This window comes from Pseudoalteromonas sp. CuT4-3, assembly GCF_035666335.1.
GTDB classification, from domain to species: domain Bacteria; phylum Pseudomonadota; class Gammaproteobacteria; order Enterobacterales; family Alteromonadaceae; genus Pseudoalteromonas; species Pseudoalteromonas atlantica.
Map to the genome: position 1 here is coordinate 2382818 of NZ_CP142030.1, position 19903 is coordinate 2402720.

Annotated in this window: 17 protein-coding genes, 10 tRNA genes and 1 pseudogene; 18 read left to right on the forward strand and 10 right to left on the reverse strand. The window is 40.8% G+C overall.

What is annotated here, in order from left to right:
- The 12 genes from pth to VOI46_RS11010 all read left to right on the forward strand — a co-directional run bounded on the left by pth (nt 1) and on the right by VOI46_RS11010 (nt 3819).
- Nucleotides 1-585 (forward strand): aminoacyl-tRNA hydrolase, encoded by a 585-nt coding sequence (pth, locus tag VOI46_RS10955; RefSeq protein WP_004588830.1) that lies wholly within the window; start codon nt 1-3, stop codon nt 583-585.
- A gap of 33 nt (nt 586-618) precedes the next feature.
- The gene (gene ychF, locus VOI46_RS10960) at nt 619-1710 is read left to right on the forward strand and encodes a redox-regulated ATPase YchF (protein ID WP_004588829.1); all 1092 of its coding nucleotides are present in this window, start codon (nt 619-621) and stop codon (nt 1708-1710) included.
- Between the two features lie 748 nt (nt 1711-2458).
- Nucleotides 2459-2535: transfer RNA gene (locus tag VOI46_RS10965), tRNA-Met, on the forward strand.
- A gap of 67 nt (nt 2536-2602) precedes the next feature.
- Nucleotides 2603-2687 (forward strand) — tRNA-Leu (locus tag VOI46_RS10970).
- Nucleotides 2688-2724: 37 nt separating this feature from the next.
- Nucleotides 2725-2799, forward strand: a tRNA-Gln gene (locus tag VOI46_RS10975).
- 5 nt (nt 2800-2804) lie between these two features.
- A tRNA-Met gene (locus tag VOI46_RS10980) sits at nt 2805-2881 on the forward strand.
- A 94-nt stretch (nt 2882-2975) separates the two neighbouring features.
- Nucleotides 2976-3060 (forward strand) — tRNA-Leu (locus tag VOI46_RS10985).
- Nucleotides 3061-3100: 40 nt separating this feature from the next.
- Nucleotides 3101-3175 (forward strand) — tRNA-Gln (locus tag VOI46_RS10990).
- A 123-nt stretch (nt 3176-3298) separates the two neighbouring features.
- Nucleotides 3299-3383: transfer RNA gene (locus tag VOI46_RS10995), tRNA-Leu, on the forward strand.
- Between the two features lie 40 nt (nt 3384-3423).
- Nucleotides 3424-3498 (forward strand) — tRNA-Gln (locus VOI46_RS11000).
- Nucleotides 3499-3620: 122 nt separating this feature from the next.
- Nucleotides 3621-3705: transfer RNA gene (locus VOI46_RS11005), tRNA-Leu, on the forward strand.
- Nucleotides 3706-3744: 39 nt separating this feature from the next.
- Nucleotides 3745-3819, forward strand: a tRNA-Gln gene (locus tag VOI46_RS11010).
- Nucleotides 3820-3823: 4 nt separating this feature from the next.
- On the opposite strand, the gene VOI46_RS11015 is transcribed toward VOI46_RS11010, so the two are convergent.
- Nucleotides 3824-5413: a bifunctional diguanylate cyclase/phosphodiesterase gene (locus tag VOI46_RS11015; RefSeq protein ID WP_324738004.1), complete on the reverse strand. Its 1590-nt coding sequence runs from the start codon at nt 5411-5413 to the stop codon at nt 3824-3826.
- Nucleotides 5414-5569: 156 nt separating this feature from the next.
- Nucleotides 5570-6751 (reverse strand): FAD-dependent monooxygenase, encoded by a 1182-nt coding sequence (locus tag VOI46_RS11020; protein ID WP_083901830.1) that lies wholly within the window; start codon nt 6749-6751, stop codon nt 5570-5572.
- A gap of 244 nt (nt 6752-6995) precedes the next feature.
- Between VOI46_RS11020 and miaB the strand changes: the two genes are divergently transcribed.
- The 5 genes from miaB to lnt are packed head-to-tail and all read left to right on the forward strand — an operon-like array spanning nt 6996 to nt 12461.
- Entirely contained in the window at nt 6996-8444 is a 1449-nt protein-coding gene (gene miaB, locus VOI46_RS11025) for a tRNA (N6-isopentenyl adenosine(37)-C2)-methylthiotransferase MiaB (RefSeq protein WP_029774570.1), read from the forward strand.
- A 57-nt stretch (nt 8445-8501) separates the two neighbouring features.
- On the forward strand, nt 8502-9560 hold the full coding sequence (locus tag VOI46_RS11030) for a PhoH family protein (protein WP_004589461.1): 1059 nt from the start codon (nt 8502-8504) through the stop codon (nt 9558-9560).
- Between the two features lie 4 nt (nt 9561-9564).
- Nucleotides 9565-10023: an rRNA maturation RNase YbeY gene (gene ybeY, locus VOI46_RS11035; RefSeq protein ID WP_004589462.1), complete on the forward strand. Its 459-nt coding sequence runs from the start codon at nt 9565-9567 to the stop codon at nt 10021-10023.
- Between the two features lie 22 nt (nt 10024-10045).
- Nucleotides 10046-10930 carry a CNNM family magnesium/cobalt transport protein CorC gene (gene corC / locus VOI46_RS11040; protein WP_004589463.1) on the forward strand — a complete coding sequence of 295 codons (885 nt, stop codon included), beginning with the start codon at nt 10046-10048 and terminating at the stop codon, nt 10928-10930.
- The gene (gene lnt / locus VOI46_RS11045; protein ID WP_004589464.1) at nt 10911-12461 is read left to right on the forward strand and encodes an apolipoprotein N-acyltransferase; all 1551 of its coding nucleotides are present in this window, start codon (nt 10911-10913) and stop codon (nt 12459-12461) included. The genes corC and lnt overlap by 20 nt, the downstream gene beginning before the upstream one ends.
- A 93-nt stretch (nt 12462-12554) precedes the next feature.
- On the opposite strand, the gene VOI46_RS11050 is transcribed toward lnt, so the two are convergent.
- Nucleotides 12555-13723, reverse strand: a protein-coding gene (locus VOI46_RS11050; RefSeq protein ID WP_121637701.1) for an IS3 family transposase whose coding sequence is annotated in 2 segments (ribosomal slippage) — nt 12555-13453 and nt 13453-13723 — 1170 coding nt in all. Because the reading frame shifts where the segments join, the coding sequence is not laid out codon by codon here.
- 70 nt (nt 13724-13793) lie between these two features.
- Between VOI46_RS11050 and VOI46_RS11055 the strand changes: the two genes are divergently transcribed.
- Nucleotides 13794-14594 carry a hypothetical protein gene (locus tag VOI46_RS11055; RefSeq protein WP_004586956.1) on the forward strand — a complete coding sequence of 267 codons (801 nt, stop codon included), beginning with the start codon at nt 13794-13796 and terminating at the stop codon, nt 14592-14594.
- Between the two features lie 31 nt (nt 14595-14625).
- Here the strand turns inward: VOI46_RS11055 and VOI46_RS11060 are convergent, their stop codons facing one another.
- The 7 genes and pseudogenes from VOI46_RS11060 to VOI46_RS11090 all read right to left on the reverse strand — a co-directional run bounded on the left by VOI46_RS11060 (nt 14626) and on the right by VOI46_RS11090 (nt 19762).
- The gene (locus VOI46_RS11060) at nt 14626-15477 is read right to left on the reverse strand and encodes an alpha/beta hydrolase-fold protein (protein WP_324738005.1); all 852 of its coding nucleotides are present in this window, start codon (nt 15475-15477) and stop codon (nt 14626-14628) included.
- Between the two features lie 86 nt (nt 15478-15563).
- On the reverse strand, nt 15564-15854 hold the full coding sequence (locus tag VOI46_RS11065; protein ID WP_004586954.1) for a type II toxin-antitoxin system RelE/ParE family toxin: 291 nt from the start codon (nt 15852-15854) through the stop codon (nt 15564-15566).
- Nucleotides 15844-16095, reverse strand: a complete 252-nt coding sequence (locus VOI46_RS11070; protein ID WP_004586953.1) for a type II toxin-antitoxin system Phd/YefM family antitoxin — start codon at nt 16093-16095, stop codon at nt 15844-15846. Before VOI46_RS11070 ends, VOI46_RS11065 begins: the two co-directional genes overlap by 11 nt.
- A gap of 83 nt (nt 16096-16178) precedes the next feature.
- Nucleotides 16179-17261 (reverse strand): RDD family protein, encoded by a 1083-nt coding sequence (locus VOI46_RS11075; protein ID WP_004586952.1) that lies wholly within the window; start codon nt 17259-17261, stop codon nt 16179-16181.
- Between the two features lie 180 nt (nt 17262-17441).
- Nucleotides 17442-17606 (reverse strand): annotated as a pseudogene (locus VOI46_RS11080) (alkene reductase); the annotation flags it as partial.
- A 5-nt stretch (nt 17607-17611) separates the two neighbouring features.
- Complete coding sequence (locus VOI46_RS11085) at nt 17612-18748, reverse strand: ISAs1 family transposase (RefSeq protein ID WP_024602346.1); 1137 nt, start codon at nt 18746-18748, stop codon at nt 17612-17614.
- A gap of 51 nt (nt 18749-18799) precedes the next feature.
- Nucleotides 18800-19762, reverse strand: a complete 963-nt coding sequence (locus VOI46_RS11090) for an alkene reductase (RefSeq protein WP_324738006.1) — start codon at nt 19760-19762, stop codon at nt 18800-18802.
- Between the last annotated feature and the right edge of the window lie 141 nt (nt 19763-19903).

Below are 19903 nucleotides of genomic sequence, written 5' to 3' on the forward strand. Positions count from 1 at the left end.
TTGAATTCTATTCAAATGCTTGTGGGCCTGGCTAATCCAGGCTCCGAATACGCAAACACACGCCACAATGCAGGTGCTTGGTTCATTGAAGAACTCGCAGCACGCTACAACTGCACGCTCAAACACGATCCTAAATATCACGGCCTAACTGGCAAAGTGATCATCCAAGGCCAAGAATTCAAATTATTGATCCCCACCACCTACATGAACTTAAGTGGTAAAGCGGTCGGTAGTTTAGCCAATTTTTTCAAAATCCCCGTGGAAAACATACTTGTTGCCCATGACGAAATGGATTTAGACCCAGGCGTTGCCAAACTTAAAAAAGGTGGCGGTCATGGCGGTCATAATGGCTTAAAAGACATTATTGCAAAAATGGCAAACCAAAAAGATTTTATGCGTTTACGCATAGGTATCGGTCACCCAGGGCATCGTGAAATGGTTACCGGTTGGGTGCTTGGAAAAGCAGCCAAAGAAGACCAAGAAAAAATGGATGCAGCGGTTGATGAAGCTGTTCGTTGTATGGAAATACTTGCAAAAGATGGTGTGTTAAAAGCACAAAACAGACTACATTCTTTTAAACCATAATCGTTTAAACGAATCTTAACAAGGTATCTTACTATGGGTTTTAAATGTGGCATCGTTGGCTTGCCTAATGTTGGTAAATCAACGCTTTTTAATGCACTAACTAAAGCGGGTATTGAAGCCGCTAACTTTCCTTTTTGTACCATCGAACCTAACACAGGTGTAGTACCGGTACCCGATCCTCGCTTAGACGAGCTAGCAAAAATTGTAAATCCTCAACGTATTCTACCTACCAGTATGGAATTTGTTGATATTGCTGGTTTAGTAAAAGGCGCATCAAAAGGTGAAGGTTTAGGAAACCAATTTTTAGCAAACATTCGTGAAACGGATGCAATTGGCCATGTAGTTCGCTGTTTTGAAGACGAAAACGTAATTCACGTTGCAGGTACTATTGACCCTGCTGACGATATTGACGTTATCAATACCGAATTAGTACTTGCCGATATGGACAGCGCTGATAAAGCAATTTTCCGTAACGCTAAAAAAGCGAAAGGCGGCGATAAAGACGCTAAAGAGCAAAATGCAGTACTTGAAAAAGTTAAAGTACACTTAGACGAAGGGTTAACACTTCGCTCTTTAGAGCTTACTAAAGAAGAAAAAGCAGCAATTAGCTCAATTAACTTCTTAACTATTAAGCCTACTATGTACATTGCTAACGTAGCTGAAGATGGCTTTGAAAATAACCCACACCTTGACCGTGTACGTGCTATTGCAGAGTCTGAAGATGCTGTAGTAATTCCGGTGTGTGCTGCAATCGAATCTGAGCTTTCTGAACTAGATGAAGAAGACAAGCTTGAATTTATGGCAGACCTAGGTTTAGAAGAACCAGGCCTAAACCGTGTTATTCGCGGTGGTTACGAGCTATTGCATTTACAAACCTACTTCACTGCAGGTGTAAAAGAAGTACGCGCGTGGACTATTCCAGTAGGTGCAACTGCGCCGCAAGCGGCTGGTAAAATTCACACCGACTTTGAACGTGGCTTTATTCGCGCACAAACCATTGCTTATGACGACTACATTGCCTTTAATGGCGAAGGTGGCGCTAAAGAAGCCGGTAAAATGCGTCAAGAAGGTAAAGAGTACATTGTTAAAGATGGCGATGTAATGAACTTCTTGTTCAACGTATAATTACGCCTAAACAATCTGTTTATAAAAGCCCGCTTAATGCGGGTTTTTTTATGCCTTTATCTAAATAAGTTTTATCCCAAAAGACAAATGGCCTTAATTACTTTTGGCTTTTTAAACCAATTAGCATAATTAAGCGATCTATTTTGTTGATGGAAAAACCAGATGATAGCTAGAAAAAACTCGCTATTTGGATGTTCTGAATGAGAATTTTTACACACAGATAGCGACACGTTTAGTCCCGCAAAATGATATAACTATTATTACGGATTGGTATGATACTCACGAGCTAAGCTAAATACTTTATTTAACGTGATAAATACGCATCAGTAATAAGCAAATTGCCCTACCAACTGCCTCCACGCAGTGATTAATATGTAATTTTTAACGCAACTAGTGCACGTTATGGTGACTTAAAATGATTACGTAGCCTGGTTGTTAAGTATCATAGCTTCATTCAATAGCTAAAATACTCAATAAACTCGGTTTTAATACGACTTGATCGCAAAACGACTGCTTAAATACTCAGCAGTTTTTATATTAACGGTTTTAAGTTGTTATTACTTAGTGTACTTTGACAGTTGATTTACAGTTAAAAAAACAGCAAATTTATTAAAATTTAGCCTCTTAGCTTAATTTTCCTGCAAACAAACCCTGTTAAGTGTTTTTTTGCAAAAAAGGTGTTGACGGATTTGGGTCATATCAGCATAATACGCCCCGCACTCAGCGATGAAGTGATAACAAAAGAGATGGCTAAGTAGCTCAGCTGGTTAGAGCACATCACTCATAATGATGGGGTCACAGGTTCAAATCCCGTCTTAGCCACCATTTTTCTTTTGTTGCTCAATGAAGAGTTTAAAATAACTACCTTCCTTTGATTATTCAAAGTGAAAATGCGGGAGTGGCGGAATTGGTAGACGCGCTGGATTTAGGTTCCAGTATCTTAGGATGTGAGAGTTCAAGTCTCTCCTTCCGCACCATGTTCTGATATGAACTAAACTATCAATTGTTTTCTGTTGGGATATCGCCAAGCGGTAAGGCACCAGGTTTTGATCCTGGCATTCCCAGGTTCAAATCCTGGTATCCCAGCCAACAATGGCTAAGTAGCTCAGCTGGTTAGAGCACATCACTCATAATGATGGGGTCACAGGTTCAAATCCCGTCTTAGCCACCATTTCTTTTTTTAGAAGTGGCTCTGCAAGAGTTAAAATGCAGCTCAATGAAGAGTTTAAAATAACTACCTTTCTTTGATTATTCAAAGTAAAAATGCGGGAGTGGCGGAATTGGTAGACGCGCTGGATTTAGGTTCCAGTATCTTAGGATGTGAGAGTTCAAGTCTCTCCTTCCGCACCATGTTCTCGATAAGAACTAAAATAATCAGCTAATTCTTTGTTGGGATATCGCCAAGCGGTAAGGCACCAGGTTTTGATCCTGGCATTCCCAGGTTCAAATCCTGGTATCCCAGCCAATTTCTTCTACCAAAGAAATTGCTATAAAGAATGACAATATACGGGAGTATCGGAATTGGCAGTAGTCTTGAATTAGACGCTGGGTTTAGGTTCCAATACATTAACACCTGTGTATGTTAAATGCGGGAGTGGCGGAATTGGTAGACGCGCTGGATTTAGGTTCCAGTAACTTAGGTTGTGAGAGTTCAAGTCTCTCCTTCCGCACCATGTTCTCGATAAGAACTAAAATAATCAGCTAATTCTTTGTTGGGATATCGCCAAGCGGTAAGGCACCAGGTTTTGATCCTGGCATTCCCAGGTTCAAATCCTGGTATCCCAGCCAATTTCTTCTACCAAAGAAATTGCTAAAAGAATGACCATATGCGGGAGTATCGGAATTAGCAGTTGTCTTGAATTAGACGCTGGATTTAGGTTCCAATACATTAACATCTGTGTATGTAAAATGCGGGAGTGGCGGAATTGGTAGACGCGCTGGATTTAGGTTCCAGTATCTTAGGATGTGAGAGTTCAAGTCTCTCCTTCCGCACCATGTTCTTATCTAGAACTAAAACTATTCCAAATTTAGCGTTGGGATATCGCCAAGCGGTAAGGCACCAGGTTTTGATCCTGGCATTCCCAGGTTCAAATCCTGGTATCCCAGCCAATTTCTATATTATCCTGTACTCTTCCTCATTAGCATATTTGTGTATAAACTCATTAATGTTTACTGGCTTGCTAAAAAAATACCCTTGCAAATAATCACAATCCATTAGCGTTAATGTTTGTTTAAGATCGTTATCTTCTATTCCCTCTGCCACCACTTTACAATTAAGTCGTGTCGCTAAAAACAATGTCGATTCAACAATCGCGTAATCTGCTATTTGAGTCAGCATGTCTTTTATAAATGATTGATCTATTTTTATTTGGCTTATTGGTAATTCTCGCAGTAATACCAAAGAAGAAAAGCCAGTACCAAAATCATCTACACTAAATTCAAACCCTCTGCTATTTAGTTTTTGCATCATTGTGCGGGCGGCTTCTAGGTTTGTCATCATGGCGCATTCGGTTATTTCAAAAATAATTGCGTCGCTTAACGTTGGGTCATGCTTTACTAGTTCTTCAACAAACTCATAAAATTCCGGGCTTTCTAAATCTTTAGTAGAAAGGTTTACATGCAACGAACCTATAAACCCAGCTGCTTTTAACACCTTTAAGTGCTTTATTGTTTCTAGTAGCACCCATTTAGAAATATTTAATATCAACCCACTTTGCTCAGCAATGCCAATAAACACCTCTGGGCTAATAAAAGAGCCATCACTTTGCGGCCAGCGTATTAATGCCTCTGCACCATGTACTTCATCGGCTCTGGCATCAAAAATAGGCTGTAAATAAAGCTCAAATTCGTGGTTTTTAATAGCCTGCTTAATACGTGAGGTCATATTTGAAAGCTCATTTGCTCGGGTGCTCAGCGCCTCAAAGTAATGTACATACAGTTGCTGTGTGTCTTTAGCCTCATGCAGTGCTAAGTCTGCTTGCTTTAATAACTCATTAGCGTGCGACGAGTGATTCGCAAAGGTTGTTATTCCCACAGTCACGTGTACACGTAAGCTATGCTCGTAAATATGAAATGGGTGTTTAGTTGATTTTTTTATTGCTTCAATACATAAATTAATTGCCTCATTGGCTGAGTTATCAACAATAAGTGCAAATTCATCGCCGCCTAAGCGGTACAGCTTGGCTATTCCCACAATATTATGGCTGAGTGTTTTTGAAAAAATGCTTAACAGCATATCCCCTACTTTATTGCCGTATGAGTCATTAATCGATTTAAAGCGGTTTAAATCTATAAGCATTAAATAAAACGAAGGCTCGTACTTAACTTGTTTGTTAAGCACCTGAAAAAACTTTTTTCGATTAGGGAGGCCGGTTAAGCTGTCGTTTTCGGCAAGGGTTCGTTGACGTTTTGCAAAGCGGTCTATTTTTAAAATACTTTTATAACTGAGCTGAATAACTAAATAAACAAAAGCGCCCCCGCCAAATAAAATAAGCGATACGCTCATAGCAATAAATCCGGCTATATCGTTATTTACAAAATAATAAAGTACATACCAATAACCCACTATAAAGCTAAAAATAAGCGCCAGTAGCAAAATCCACGAAACACGGTTAGTTTTTTTACAAATTTTTATTGTTGGCACAATGCTCAGCGTTAGTAGCAAAGCGCCGACAATGAGTATAAAAATAAAAAAAATATCCACAAACACACAACTTTTAATTGGTTAGTAGTTTGAGTATGGCAAAAAAACGCAATAACGGAATAAATTAATAGTGACAACTATGCAGGTGCCCAAGTGGCATAAGAAAGGGAGTGATTGGCTGTGCATTTATTAAATTAGCCAATCACTTAAGCGGATTTAATTAAGCTCCCCACTAATGGCGTATTTTAATACCCAGTTTTTTAAAGGACCGGTATTGTTAGCCATTTTTAAAAACTGGCTGCGTGCCCATTTTAGTGGCGTAATTTGATTAGAAAAACCAAAGTAACACGCATCCATCATGCTCATCATTAATAGGTTGGCTTTACGGCGGCTTCGCTCGTATTCTTTTAGTTTTAGCGGACAACCTATATCATCAGCGTCTTCAAGTGCCTGTGCGAGTGCTACCACATCTTGAAAGCCTAAATTAACGCCCTGCCCAGCCAGTGGATTAATTGTATGAGCCGCATCGCCCACTAACACCAAACGCCCATTAGAGTAATTATTTGCATGCTGACGGGTAAGCGGAAATACCGCATGGTTTTGCACCTCAAAATCCCCTGCAAGAAGCGGAAACTTATTTAAAACATGCGCTTTAATTTGCTCAGCCGTTAACCCTTTAAAGTTTTGTAAGGTATTAGCGCTGTCGTACCAAATTAAATTAGCGTATGGCGCCTGCATAGGTAAAAAGGCTAACGGGCCTGTAGGGGTAAATTGTTGCCACGTTTTTACTTGCTGCGGCGCATCTAGCTTTATTAGTACGCCCATGCAGTGCTGCTGATACTGCCACCCTGTTACACCAATATTTGCCTTTGCTCGTAGCTGCGATTGCCCGCCATCGGCTGCAATAACTAAATCAGCAGTGTAACGGGTATCGCCATAAATGAGGGTGATTGACGTTGTGTCTTGCTCAATAGCACTTAAAGGTGCTGATTGTTCAATAACCTCAATATTATAATGTGCAAACTGCTGCCAAAGGCTTGCTTGTATTAAATTGTTTTCAATTAAATGACCTAAGTGCGAAGTATTAATATCGGCGCAATCAAATAATAGGTTGTCGCCACCGCGCTCAAATGCTTCTAACTGCGTGTAAGGTGCTAATCGGTTTTGCCTTAAAATAGGCATAGCCCCTAGCTCGTCCAGCAGGTTTTCTGAAAAACGGTTAATAGCCGATACCCGTATATCTACCTGATCACTTGCTAAAATGGCATCGGCGTTAATCAGTTTTTTTTCTATTATTTGTACTGATTTTCCTTGCTGTGCAAGCTTTATGGCCATGGCCGCACCGACCATCCCTGCGCCTACAACAATCACTTTGTTTTGAGTCATGTTTTTCATCATTTGGTTAATACGTGAAACTGTTTTGATTGTACCGTAACTCGCCGCATTAGTGCGAGAGTATATAACTATCACGCTATTAAACTGCCTGTGTATTGATTTGAGATCACAAACATGAAAACTATACTTGGATCTGGGCGGGTATCCAGCTAAAATACGCGTCCTTTAAGTGAGCAACCTTGCTCCTTAATCCCGTTTTAAGCACATTTTTGTGCCACTACCGAATTGAACACGAGGCTATATTTCAATGAGCAAAAAGCTGCATATCAAAACTTGGGGTTGTCAGATGAACGAGTACGACTCTCAGAAGATGGCTGATCTTTTAGATGCAACCAACGGCTACCAGCTAACGGAAGAAGCAGCAGACGCCGACGTTATTTTACTTAACACCTGTTCAATTCGTGAAAAAGCGCAAGAAAAAGTATTTCACCAATTAGGTCGCTGGAAGTTATTAAAAGACGACAAGCCAGACTTAATTATTGGTGTAGGTGGTTGTGTTGCCTCACAAGAAGGTGACTCTATTCGCCAGCGCGCACCGTTTGTTGATGTTATTTTTGGCCCACAAACATTGCACCGTTTACCAGAAATGATTAAACAAGTGCAAGGCGACAAAGGCTCATCGGTGGTTGATATTTCGTTCCCAGAAATTGAAAAGTTTGACCGTTTACCAGAGCCAAAAGCAGAAGGCCCGTCTGCATTTGTATCAATAATGGAAGGTTGTTCTAAGTACTGTACTTTTTGTGTTGTACCTTATACCCGTGGTGAAGAAGTTAGCCGCCCATTAGATGATGTATTATTAGAAGTTGCGCAACTTGCCGAGCAAGGCGTACGTGAAGTAAACCTGCTTGGTCAAAATGTAAATGCATACCGCGGTGAAACACACGATGGCGAAATTTGTTACTTCTCAGATTTAATCCGTTACGTAGCAGCGATTGATGGTATTGACCGTATTCGTTACACCACCTCGCACCCGGTAGAGTTTACGCCAGATATTATTGATGCGTACGCTGATGTACCAGAGCTTGTTGATCACTTACACCTACCTGTGCAAAGTGGTTCAGACCGTATTCTTAATTTAATGAAACGCGGCCATACAGCGCTTGAGTACAAATCAACAATACGTAAGCTGCGTAAAATTCGCCCTAACTTAAGCATGTCGTCAGACTTCATTATTGGTTTCCCAGGTGAAAGCAAAACAGACTTTGAAGCCACAATGAACCTAATTAACGACATTGGCTTTGATATGAGCTTTAGCTTTATTTACAGTGCGCGTCCAGGTACGCCTGCCGCCGACTTACCTGATGACGTATCAGAGCAAGAGAAAAAAGAGCGCTTGTACCTACTACAAAACCGTATTACACAAATGGCACAACAAATTAGCCGCCAAATGTTTGATACAGAGCAACGTATTTTAGTTGAGGGCCCTTCTAAAAAGAACCCAATGGAATTACGTGGCCGCACCGAAAACAACCGTGTAGTTAACTTTGTTGGCCCACACACAGTGATCGGCCAGTTTGTTGATGTACGTATTACCGAAGCGTTACCAAACTCTTTACGTGGCGATTTAATTCGTACAGAATCAGAAATGAACTTACGTCGTGATATTGCTCCTTCAGCTATTTTAACAAAAGCTGCAAGCGTTGAGCCAAAAATCGATACAACCAACGAAATTGGCGTAGCTACTTTCGTACCGTAGTTGTATAAATTCATTGCGCCAGTAACCCTTACTGGCGCACCCGAATAGGAAGTAATTTTGAGTAATCAGTTAAAAACATTAGAGATTTATTTAGAACCTGCCGACAACAAACGCCTTTCTTCTTTATGTGGTCCGTTTGACGAAAACATCAAACAAATTGAACGCCGCCTAGGTGTTGAAATAATCCACCGCGACAACTTTTTTAAAGTAACAGGTAAACTGCACTCAAGTGCCGCGGCCGTAGACATTTTAAAAAACCTTTATGTTGATACTCAACCTGTTCGTGGCGAAATTGGTGAAATAGAGCCCGACAACGTACATTTAGCCATTACCGAATCAAAAGCCCTAGAACAAGAAGTGCCGCAAAGTGCGTACGGCAAAGAAATGTTTATTAAAACCCGCCGTGGCGTAATTAAACCGCGTAACGACAACCAAGGTTTGTACGTTGCTAATATTTTGCATCACGACATTACCTTTGGTATTGGCCCTGCCGGTACAGGTAAAACCTACCTAGCAGTTGCAGCCGCAGTAGATGCTCTAGAGCGCCAAGAAATTCGTCGTATATTACTTACTCGCCCAGCGGTAGAAGCCGGCGAAAAACTGGGCTTTTTACCAGGCGATTTAAGCCAAAAGGTAGACCCATACCTGCGCCCTCTTTACGATGCGCTATTTGAAATGCTTGGCTTTGAAAAAGTAGAAAAACTTATTGAAAAACACATTATTGAAATTGCCCCACTTGCTTACATGCGTGGCCGTACACTAAATGATGCGTTTATTATTTTAGATGAAAGCCAAAATACCACCGCCGAGCAAATGAAAATGTTTTTAACCCGTATAGGCTTTAACTCTAAAGCAGTAATAACGGGCGATATAACACAAGTTGATTTACCACGCGGTGCGCGCTCAGGCCTTCGTCATGCAATAGAAGTACTTAGCGATGTTGAAGAAATTAGCTTTAACTTTTTCCAATCGCACGACATTGTTCGCCACCCTGTTGTTGGCCGTATTGTTGAAGCCTACGAGCGCAATGACGAAAGCGAGCGACTAAAACGTATAGAAAAACAAAAAGCCAAAGAGCAACTTGCCGCTCAACAGCCGCCTTCAACTAAAGAGTAATACCGTGAGCACCGAATTAGATTTACAAATAGCGTGTGAGTTTGACAACCTCCCAAGCGAAGAACAATTTGCACTGTGGGCCGATAAAGCCCTGAGCAAGTTTCGTGATGAGTCGGAGCTGAGCATCGTTATAAGCGATGAAGCCCAATCACAACAATTAAACAACGACTACCGTGGTAAAAATAAACCAACCAACGTGTTGTCGTTCGAATTTGAAGCACCGCCAGGCATTGATTTGCCATTAGTAGGTGATTTAATAATTTGCCCAGCCATTGTACTGGCCGAAGCAATCGAGCAAGAAAAGTCATTTCATGACCACTTTACCCATATGGTTATTCATGGATGCTTGCATTTACTTGGATTTGACCATATAAAGAGTGAAGACGCTTTTGAGATGGAAAGCATAGAAAAGCAATTACTTGCAGAGCTAAACATAGCTGACCCATACCGGGACGAAATTTAAATTAACGGAGCATTTAGACGCAATGAGCGACGATAACTCGCAATCTAGCCAGGGTTCTTCTGGCAAAACGTGGATGGGCCGCATAGCCCAAATGTTGCAAGGGGAACCCCAGAATAGAGAAGAGCTGGTTGAAGTAATTGCCGACGCGCAAGAGCGTGACGTAATCGACCCAGAAACCAAAGAAATGATTGAAGGTGTGCTTGGTGTATCCAAGCTTAAAGTGCGCGATATAATGATCCCGCGCTCACAAATGGTCACACTTGAGGTCGACAGCCCCCTTGAAGATTTGATCCCCATGATGGTCGACTCCACCCACTCGCGTTTTCCGGTGGTGTGTGAAGACAAAGACCACGTTGAAGGTATTTTGCTCGCAAAAGACTTGCTGCCGCTTATTTTAAATAAAGATGAGCACCTACCCTCACTGCGCGAATATTTACGCCCAGCCATGGTAGTGCCAGAAAGCAAGCGCGTAGACACCCTACTAAATGAATTTCGCCAGCAACGCTACCACATGGCTATTGTCATTGACGAATACGGCGGTGTATCGGGCCTTGTCACCATTGAAGATATTCTTGAAATAATTGTCGGCGAAATCGAAGATGAACACGACGAAGAAGAAGATCAACAAGATATTCGCCAACTTGCTAAGCATGTATACGTAGTACAAGCGCTCACCCCTGTAGATGACTTTAACGAGTACTTTAAAACAGGTTACAGCACCGATGAAGCCGATACCATTGGCGGCACGGTACTACACGCATTTGGCCATATGCCAAGTCGCGGCGAAACAATTGAAATAGACGACTATCAGTTTAAAGTAACTAATTCTGATAACCGCCGTATTTTACAACTGCAAGTCACCGTTCCTAAGGTTGATGAAAACGACAGTGAAGAAACTACTAACTAAACTCACCCTGTTAGTAAAAGATAAAAAAGCATGGCTCGCACTGGTTGCGGGCCTTATTTTAACTTTTGGCTACGCCCCTTACCAAATTTGGCCCATCGCATTTTTTAGCATTGCCGCCATTATTTTTTGTATTAACCCAAACAACACAGGTAAAACGCACGCAAAAAGCGCTGCTAAATATGGCTTTATATTTGGCTTAGGTTGGTTTGGCGCGGGTATTAGCTGGGTGCATGTATCTATTGCCACCTTTGGCGGCATGCCGCTTATAGCATCGCTCTCGTTAATGGCTTTACTGTGCTCATATTTAGCCCTGTTTCCGGCGCTGGCGTTTTGGGCTGCAACTCGCTTTGCAAGTGGCCCTAAAAGCATGGGCGCACTTCTAATTGCCACCATAGCCATTAGTGAATACTTACGTGGACACTTACTGACCGGCTTTCCATGGCTAAGTTTTGGCTATACACAAACAGATGGCCCGCTTAGGCTGCTTGCCCCTTATATTGGCGAATTTGGCTTAACGCTTACCTGTGTTGGCATTGGTTTTGCCCTTTACAGGCTCACCCAAAAAGATTTTAAAACCCCATTAATAAGCGCAGCCGCTTTAGCGTTACTTGTTATTGGCGCATTAAATACCGGTAATAATCACTACTCAGGTAAAGAAATGTCGACCTTATTGGTACAAGGTAATATTAAACAACACCTGCGCTTTGAACCCAGTGAGTTTTGGACCACCATGAGCAAGTACCAAGACCTAACACGCCCACATTGGGATGCCGACCTAGTGGTATGGCCCGAAGCCGCCGTGCCCGAAATAGAAGCCCTTGCCGACACGTACTTAGCCAATTTAGACAGCGCGGCCTCGTTTAATAAAACCGCATTAGTTACCGGTATTGTTGACTACCAGCTCGACACCAAAACCATTTACAACACCCTTATTGTGGTAGGTAATAAAGAGCACAACGACGAGCGCGGCCATTATCGCTACCTAGACAAAAACCGCTACCGTAAGCACCAGTTGTTACCTATCGGCGAATTTGTACCATTTCAGGATATATTGCGCCCTATAGCGCCATTGTTTGATTTACCTATGTCATCGTTTACCCGTGGCGATAGAGTGCAAAACAACTTACGCGCCAATGGCTTTAACCTGCTACCTGCGATTTGCTACGAAATAGTATTTGCCGATTTAGTACGCGGTAATTACCAAAGCGACTCTGACTTGCTGTTTACCGTAAGTAACGATGCCTGGTTTGGCGATTCAATTGGGCCATTGCAACACATGCAAATAGCCCGTATGCGCGCATTAGAGTTACAACGCCCGCTGGTACGTGTTACCAACAATGGCGTAAGCGCCGTATACGACCCAATAAGCCACACACAGCAAACCATGCCACAGTTTGAAGCTGCGACCATGAAAGCCGATATAAAGCTTATACAAGGCGATAGCGTGTACAGTCAGTACGGCAATGTGTTTGTATGGGGATTTGTGTTGTTGATGATGATCGGTGGAATTGGGGTTAGGTTTAGGAAATAAAATAGAGTGGTTCGCTGTTAATTGTCAGTTGTCAGTTGTCAGTTGTCAGTTGTCAGTTCAATGATCTGACCCCGATAAAGTAGACACGGGGTTTTAATTCATTGATTCATATTGTATGGGGCTAACATTTCCAATCGTCCCATGCATTCGCACTGAGTTGTAGTAATTCTCAATATAAAAACGACTTTGTATTGTCATTTCGCTACGACTCAGTTCATTTAGATTACTCATCCATTCTTTTTTGTACTGAGCAAAAAAACTTTCTGAACAGGCATTATCCCAGCAGTTCCCCTTTCTCGACATGCTAATCGTTACACCTCGCTTGTTCAACCACGATATAGTCTCTTTAGCTCGATACTGGCTCCCTTGATCTGAATGAAACAGTAAACGTTGCCCGTTCGGCTTGCGCACATTCCAAGCCTTCTTTAGTGTTTTAATCACTAAAACCGCATTATTAATTCGACTTGTTGCCCAGCCCACAACTTTGCGTGAGTATAAATCTAAAATGACACATAAGTACTGCCAGCCTTCTTTACAGCGCACCTGAGTTATATCCGATACCCATACACTATTAGGCTCTTCAACATCAAATTGACGAGCAAGTAGATTCTCTGTCGTTATAAAACCCTGCTTTTTATTACCACTGGTGTAGCGACGCTTACCTGATTTAGAGCGATAACCTACGCTTTGTAATAAACGCTGCACTCGGCCTTTACTGCAATCATATCCGTCGGCTATGGCGGCTTGCCACAATTTTCTGTAACCAGGTATGCAGTGCTCTTCATTACTTCTTTTTATTAAAAACTGAAGTAAAAAATCATTTTTTCTTTCAACTGGATTCGACGACTGTTTCAACCATTTGTAATACCCAGCCTTAGAAACAGATAATAACTTACATAACTTGCTTACTGTTTTCTTCACCGTCGTGGTCTTATGAATATATTGAAACCTTATTCTTTTAGACTGTCGAAGTAGGCCCTCGCCTTTTTTAGTACGTCGTTCTCCAACTGTACGTCCTCAAGCTGCTTTTCAAGGTTACGAACTTGACGTTCAAGGTCTTTATATGACTTTTCTGGACCATGGTTTTTAAGTGGCTTAGGCTCTTTTCTTGAGGTCATTTTACTTCTCCAACTTGACAGCATATCGGGATGAATACCGTATTTATTAGCGGTCATTTTAACGGTACCGTGTGAGTCTAATGACTCCTGCACCACTTTTCTTTTAAATTCCTCTGTATGTTTACGAAACGCTTTTACTTTCATGAGAACTGACTCCTAAATAGGTGTCTACTTTTATGGAGTCAGATCATAAGATAAAGGAATATTTTATTACATGTGTACAAAAGTTGTTTGGCTAAAGAAGAACTGGTTGAAGCTTATGGGTCTATGCTTAATATTAATGCCAATATTAATATTTATAACTTTGCTCATTGCCTGGAACCAAACTTTTACAATTGGTCTAAATGGTACAAGTTCAACGTGGTCAAATTTAGGAGGTTTTTTAGGTGGCCTACTTGGTCCAATATTTAGTTATTTTTCTATTTTAGCTATTCTTTTTACTCTTTATAATCAACAAAAAGATAGCAAGCTTATTTTAAAAAATAACGCGATTAACACACACTCCGTTATACTAAATATGTTTATAGATTATTGTGATCGTGAAGAGTTAAAAATAAATCCTTACAAGTTATTTAACTTTATTTTCTCAAACTCCCTTGCCGAGTATATTCATGAACAAAAGGCTTCTGATGACGTTTTCTTATTAAAACTGCAACCTAAATCACTTACTAAATTTATAAATGAGATGAAGTTAGATGCTGAAAAATTACAGGCAGTTTTAAAAGAAGGAGGTAACTTTCAAGCCACAATAGATGATCTTCAACTACCCAAACTATTAGGACTTAAAAACCTAGAAGTGATAAAAACTGCTGAACAACTCAAGGCATATTTAGAGTTAGCAAAAAGCACTTTTGAAAGTGCCTTAGAATTCCCATCTTTTTATATAAATGAAGATAAAAAGAAAAATTTTACTGATAAAACCCAAAAATATATCAATTCATTTATAGAAGAAAGTGTGGATGAAAGCGTATTTTATGAAACTGTTGATGAGCTTAAAGACACTCGCAACAAATAACTAAGTACAAAACTAAAAGAATCGAGTCATTCTATAATGTCATTAAGCTTTTTAACCCATAATACCAGCTAAGCGCTGCGACTGTGCCATGAGTTTCATCTTTAAAGTAACGTTGATTAATAATTAGATTATTGCTTGGGTGCGCTTTTAACCTTTTAGCAAACGCTACACCCCATTGACAATTTGCTTTACCAATTTCGCCAAACGCTTCGTCATTATTTGCAAAAGTAAAATAGACATTGCCTTTAAGCTGCTTATTTATAAGCTGTTGTTCGTCAAAATAACGATTGAGATAATTATTATCCCACAAGTAGGTTGCATCAATTATTAAGTAATCTGTAAATAGCGCATGGTTGGTAAGCAATACATAGCTGGCAAACAAACCACCGAAGGACTCACCTATTAATACGCGTTTAGTTGATGTTCGGTAATTTTTATTAATGAGTGGGATAAGTTCTTTTTCAAAAAAGGCACTGTAATTTGAGGCGTTGCCAATATTTTCAAACTTTTCTAGAAGTTTACCGTTAAATGTCCAATCAACATTGGTTGGGGTAAAGTCACGCTCTCTTATCGCATTTTGACTATTAGGAATGGCTACTATAATTGCTTGTTGTATTTGCTGCTCAAGCCGCTGAGTACTAAGTGCCTCGACTAGCCCAGCGACAGCTTTTAGGTGTGTTTGGTCACCATCGAGCAAGTAAATAACTGGGTATGACTGATTGGGGCTTTGATTGTAGCTTGGCGGTAAGTAAACGCTAAAACTGCGTTGTTCATTTAAAATAACAGACTTAAGCTGATAGGTTTTGGCTAAAGTAATAGGCTCTGAGGCATATACATTTATTGTAAAAAATAAAGATAAAAATATTATTGATAAGACTTTCATACATATCCTTGTATTAAATTAATAGCTAACCAAGAAGAAACGCCCGCCCTTCTTTCAACAATCAAAACACCGCTTTTATTGATAAGCTATTCCTTAGCTCTTGAGGCTAACTTTTTATATATTGCATCTTTATCGCGTTTACCAATTGCGAGTACATACACCACAACTTCGTCATCAATAACTTCGTAAGCAAGGCGGTACCCTGCCGTACGCAATTTTATTTTATAAACATTATCAAAGCCGCGTAATTTAGAGGCTGGGACATGCGGATTATCTAAGCGCTCAGCAAGTTTCTTTTTAAACTGGCTTTTAAGTAGTGGCGCAAGTTTTTCCCACTCTTTTAAGGCTGCTGGTAAAAACTTTAACTTATAAGTCATCTATACTAACTTCAACCGCTTGAGATAAATCGCCTCTGCGGCTCTCAACAACTTTAGTTAGTTCATAATCATCCAATTGTTCCATAAGTTGCTCATACATTTGTGCAGGCACCAAGTAAGCTGCAGGCTTATTATGATTTAATATGGCTATTGCAGCGCCATCAGCTTCATTTAAAAGCGCGGTTGGGTTTTTTTTAAGTTCTGAAATACTTGCCGAACAATCAGCTAAAACCTGTCTCATATAACACCTATAAAGAACTAAATTAAGACCTTATTTTAGCCCTTTTTTTATCTAAAGCTATATATTTTATAATTGCTTATTTTCTAAGTAGTTTTTAAATTCTCTTCTACCGTTTTCACATTTACAACTTGGTTCACGCTGCCCTGAATAACCACAGTCGCTGATATTTTATCTTGAATAGCTTGCCTGCTTGGGTCCCAGTACACTTGTAAGAAGCCTAATAAACCTGTTGCAAAACCGGCGCCGTATCCACCGCATCTGCCAAAACAATCAAGCATACCTATTGGCTCGCCATTTAGTGAAACCACCCGAATATTACATACTTTTTTACCAGGGGTTTGCCCGCGCCATAATAACGAGAACAACGTAAAGTATACGGCTGCCCAACCAAAACCAAGGCCTAGGTCTTGAATAATGCCTTTACCCCACTGCAAAATGCTGATGACAGGTTTGGTTTGTACGCTTTTAGTTTCAGCTTTTTCTGTGATATTGCTTTTATGAGTTACTTCGCCCGAAATGCTTTCTCGCTCTGTCTCATTATTTTTAAAATCATCTGCCGCAACAGGTTCATCATCAGATATGGCCATTAAGTGCAATAATGTGCGCGTAACTTCAATCCCTCCTACGTTTTGCATTTCAGCAAGCGCTGGTAATTGGTCAACTAAATTAGCTCGAGCAACGCTTTGGCAAGCATCATCGCAGTTTTTATCGTCGTCTGTTTGCGTTAAATAGGTGTGTATTATTGCTTTATCATGCTCGCTTAGCTCATCGTTTTGCTGTGTTTTTTCTAGTTGAGGTGTTTGTATAGCAGTATCGCCTTCAAAAAAATCAATCGCTAACGAGAGTACAGTTAGTGAACTTACAAATAAAAAGCTCGCGGCAAAAAGCTTTAAGGCTCTGCGCCAAAACGACGACATTTTTGGAAGATATTGCTGCGCAGTGCCTTTATAAAAAGCCATGGCAGCCACAAAGGCAATTAAAGTGGCGCTTAACTTAGCGGCCATAAATATTAAAGTGACATCAATAGTCATCGCCAATGCACGTTTAATTGGGCTCGCTAATGGAATACCTAATAACGCTTGGTCAATTTTAAAGGCATACGGGGTGATCACGTCTTTGGTTTCAGAGTCTGATAACGCGAGTTGCTCTATCTCTTTGGTTTTCATTTTTATGTTTTTAAAATGGGTAAGCTATTTAACTTACGCGCTTTTTATTTTTATATCAATCCGCTTAATTAAGTGATCTATTTTGCTGATTGGTATTAGCTCAAGTTAAAGCTATTGATTTACCAGCATAAAAAAAGGGCTGCATACATGCAGCCCTTAAAATACTTTATTTATAAATAATTAAGCGGTTGGGTAATCGGTATAGCCTTGCTCTGCGCCACCAAATAAGGTGTCGGGGTTGTGGCTATTTAGCGGTTTACCTTGCTCTAAACGTGCAGGTAAATCTGGGTTAGACACAAACGGGCGACCAAAGCCAATCATGTCGGCCCAGCCTTGTGCTAGGGCCACGGCTAGCGCATTTTAATCCCAGATTCTAACAGGGTTGAGCGATAATCATCGTCTAGCCCTGCCATTTTCTTTTTTCTCGCCATACTGGCTGTTTTAGTTGTATCTTGTTTAAATAACGCCATGGCTATTTTTCTCATTACGTTAAAAACAAGGGGTCCTTGCTTCTTACGGATTCTTGATTCATCTTCCCTAAAGTTCATATCCAACATCCAATGCATACTTTCAACCTGCCAGTGGCTTCGTACCGCATTAAGAGCTTGCTCCGCACCTAACGCTAACGAACTAATATACCAACGCGTTTCTATCGTGTCTGTACCTGATGATTTATCGTGAACCTCAGCGGTTACTTGAATAACACTCTTTAAGCCAGACCATTGGTAGATTTTATCTAACCAGCTTTTATCAATAAGCAATTGCTGACAAACCCTTGTTTCAATGCGCCCATGCCCTGAGCTTATTTCGGTATGTTTATCATAGTTGCTATTGGTCAATCCTTCGCGCTCACTCTTGTGCCACCAAGCTTCTAATTCACTCTGCATACCTGAATGGTTACCTTTGAGCGCTAGGATATAATCAGCTTTTTGTTTAATTATTTGTTTCGCTATTTCTTGCTGGCAGCCCATAGCATCAAGTGTAATGATGCTATTTTCAATATCTAGCATGGTGAGTAACTCAGGTATGGCTGTGATTTCATTTGTTTTGCTATCAACGGCTGTTTGCCCTAAAACTAACTGGTGTTGGCAGCTCCATGCACTGACGGTATGTAAAGCACTTTTTCTATCTTTGGTTGTAAATGAACGACGTGCAGTTTTTCCATCCATAGCAATAATATCAGCACCCGTGGTTTCAATAAGTGAAGATATCCAAGATTGAAATGCATGCTCTATTTCATCTGATTTTAACCGACAAATGACACGGGCTATGGTGTCGTGTCTTGGAATACCCGCGTTGAAAGCGCCATATCTTTTTAACCAATCAAGTTTTAGATGCCCAAAGTCTTCAATATCCTCCCATCCTTGTGCACCGGAGATTACTGCACTAATGGCTAAAAGGAGAATATCGATAAGCTCATGCTTTTTACAGCGTTCAATGCGAGGATCGGTAATTGAATTAAAGTGTTTCAGAAAAGTAGCGCTCATATTTTACGTGACCAAGGTGATTATTATGCCTTGATCTGATCACTACATATTCTATAAGTTCAATTTATAATGATCTTGCCGTGGTGCTAGGGCTTCATCGGCACGTTCTTTAGTGTACTTACCTGCATAAATTAATACGCCGCTGTACGCTTTACGAATAGCCTGTTTAAATTCAACGCTCATTAAAGGGGCATCATCCCAGTCGGCTTCAGCAATGTGCATGTAGCCCACGCCAGCGTCGTTTAGTGCTTGAGCAACGGCTAAATATGTTTGCTCTGGGTTATCATCAACCGTGCCGTTAAGCGTGGTAAGTGGTGCAAGCCTTACACCTACTTTTTGACTACCAATTTCATCGCTTACTGCATTTACAACCTCTGTTAAAAAACGCAAACGATTTTGCACACTGCCGCCATATTCATCAGTACGGGCATTTGATTGCGAGTCTAAAAATTGGTTAATTAAATACCCGTTAGCGGCGTGTAGCTCTATGCCGTCAAAGCCTGCGTCTACTGCATTTTTAGCCGCTTGGCGAAATTCGCCTAGTACATTTTCAATATCTTGCTTGCTCATTTCACGCGGTAACTGAGTATCTACAAAGCCAGGCTCGCCGTTTGTATCTACAAATACTTTTACGTCTTTTGCAGCAATGGCCGATGCGGATATAGGCTGCACACCGCCTGTGTTATCGCTGTGAGTTACGCGCCCTACATGCCAAAGCTGCGCAAACATAACGCCACCAGCATCGTGCACTTTGTTGGTCACCGTGCGCCAACCTGCTACTTGCTCGTTTGTGTAAATACCTGGTGTCCAGGCATAGCCTTTACCCAGCTCACTTATTTGTGTGCCTTCGCTTACTATTAACCCAGCACTTGCTCGCTGCGCATAATAAGTGGCCATTAAATCATTGGCAATGTCGCCAGGCTGCGTTGAGCGCGAGCGAGTCATTGGTGGCATAACAATACGGTTTTTTAAAGTTTTACCTGCAAGTTCTATGGGTGAGAAAAGTAACGTCATAATGCCTCCTAAGTTTGATGGCGCTCATAATAGCGCAGCTATATAAATTCAAAAAATAGCAAAAAACACAAAATAGCTTTGTTGTATTTGCAAAAGTGTCTGCTTATTCTTCTGCTGAGCATTACATACAAACCATTTAAA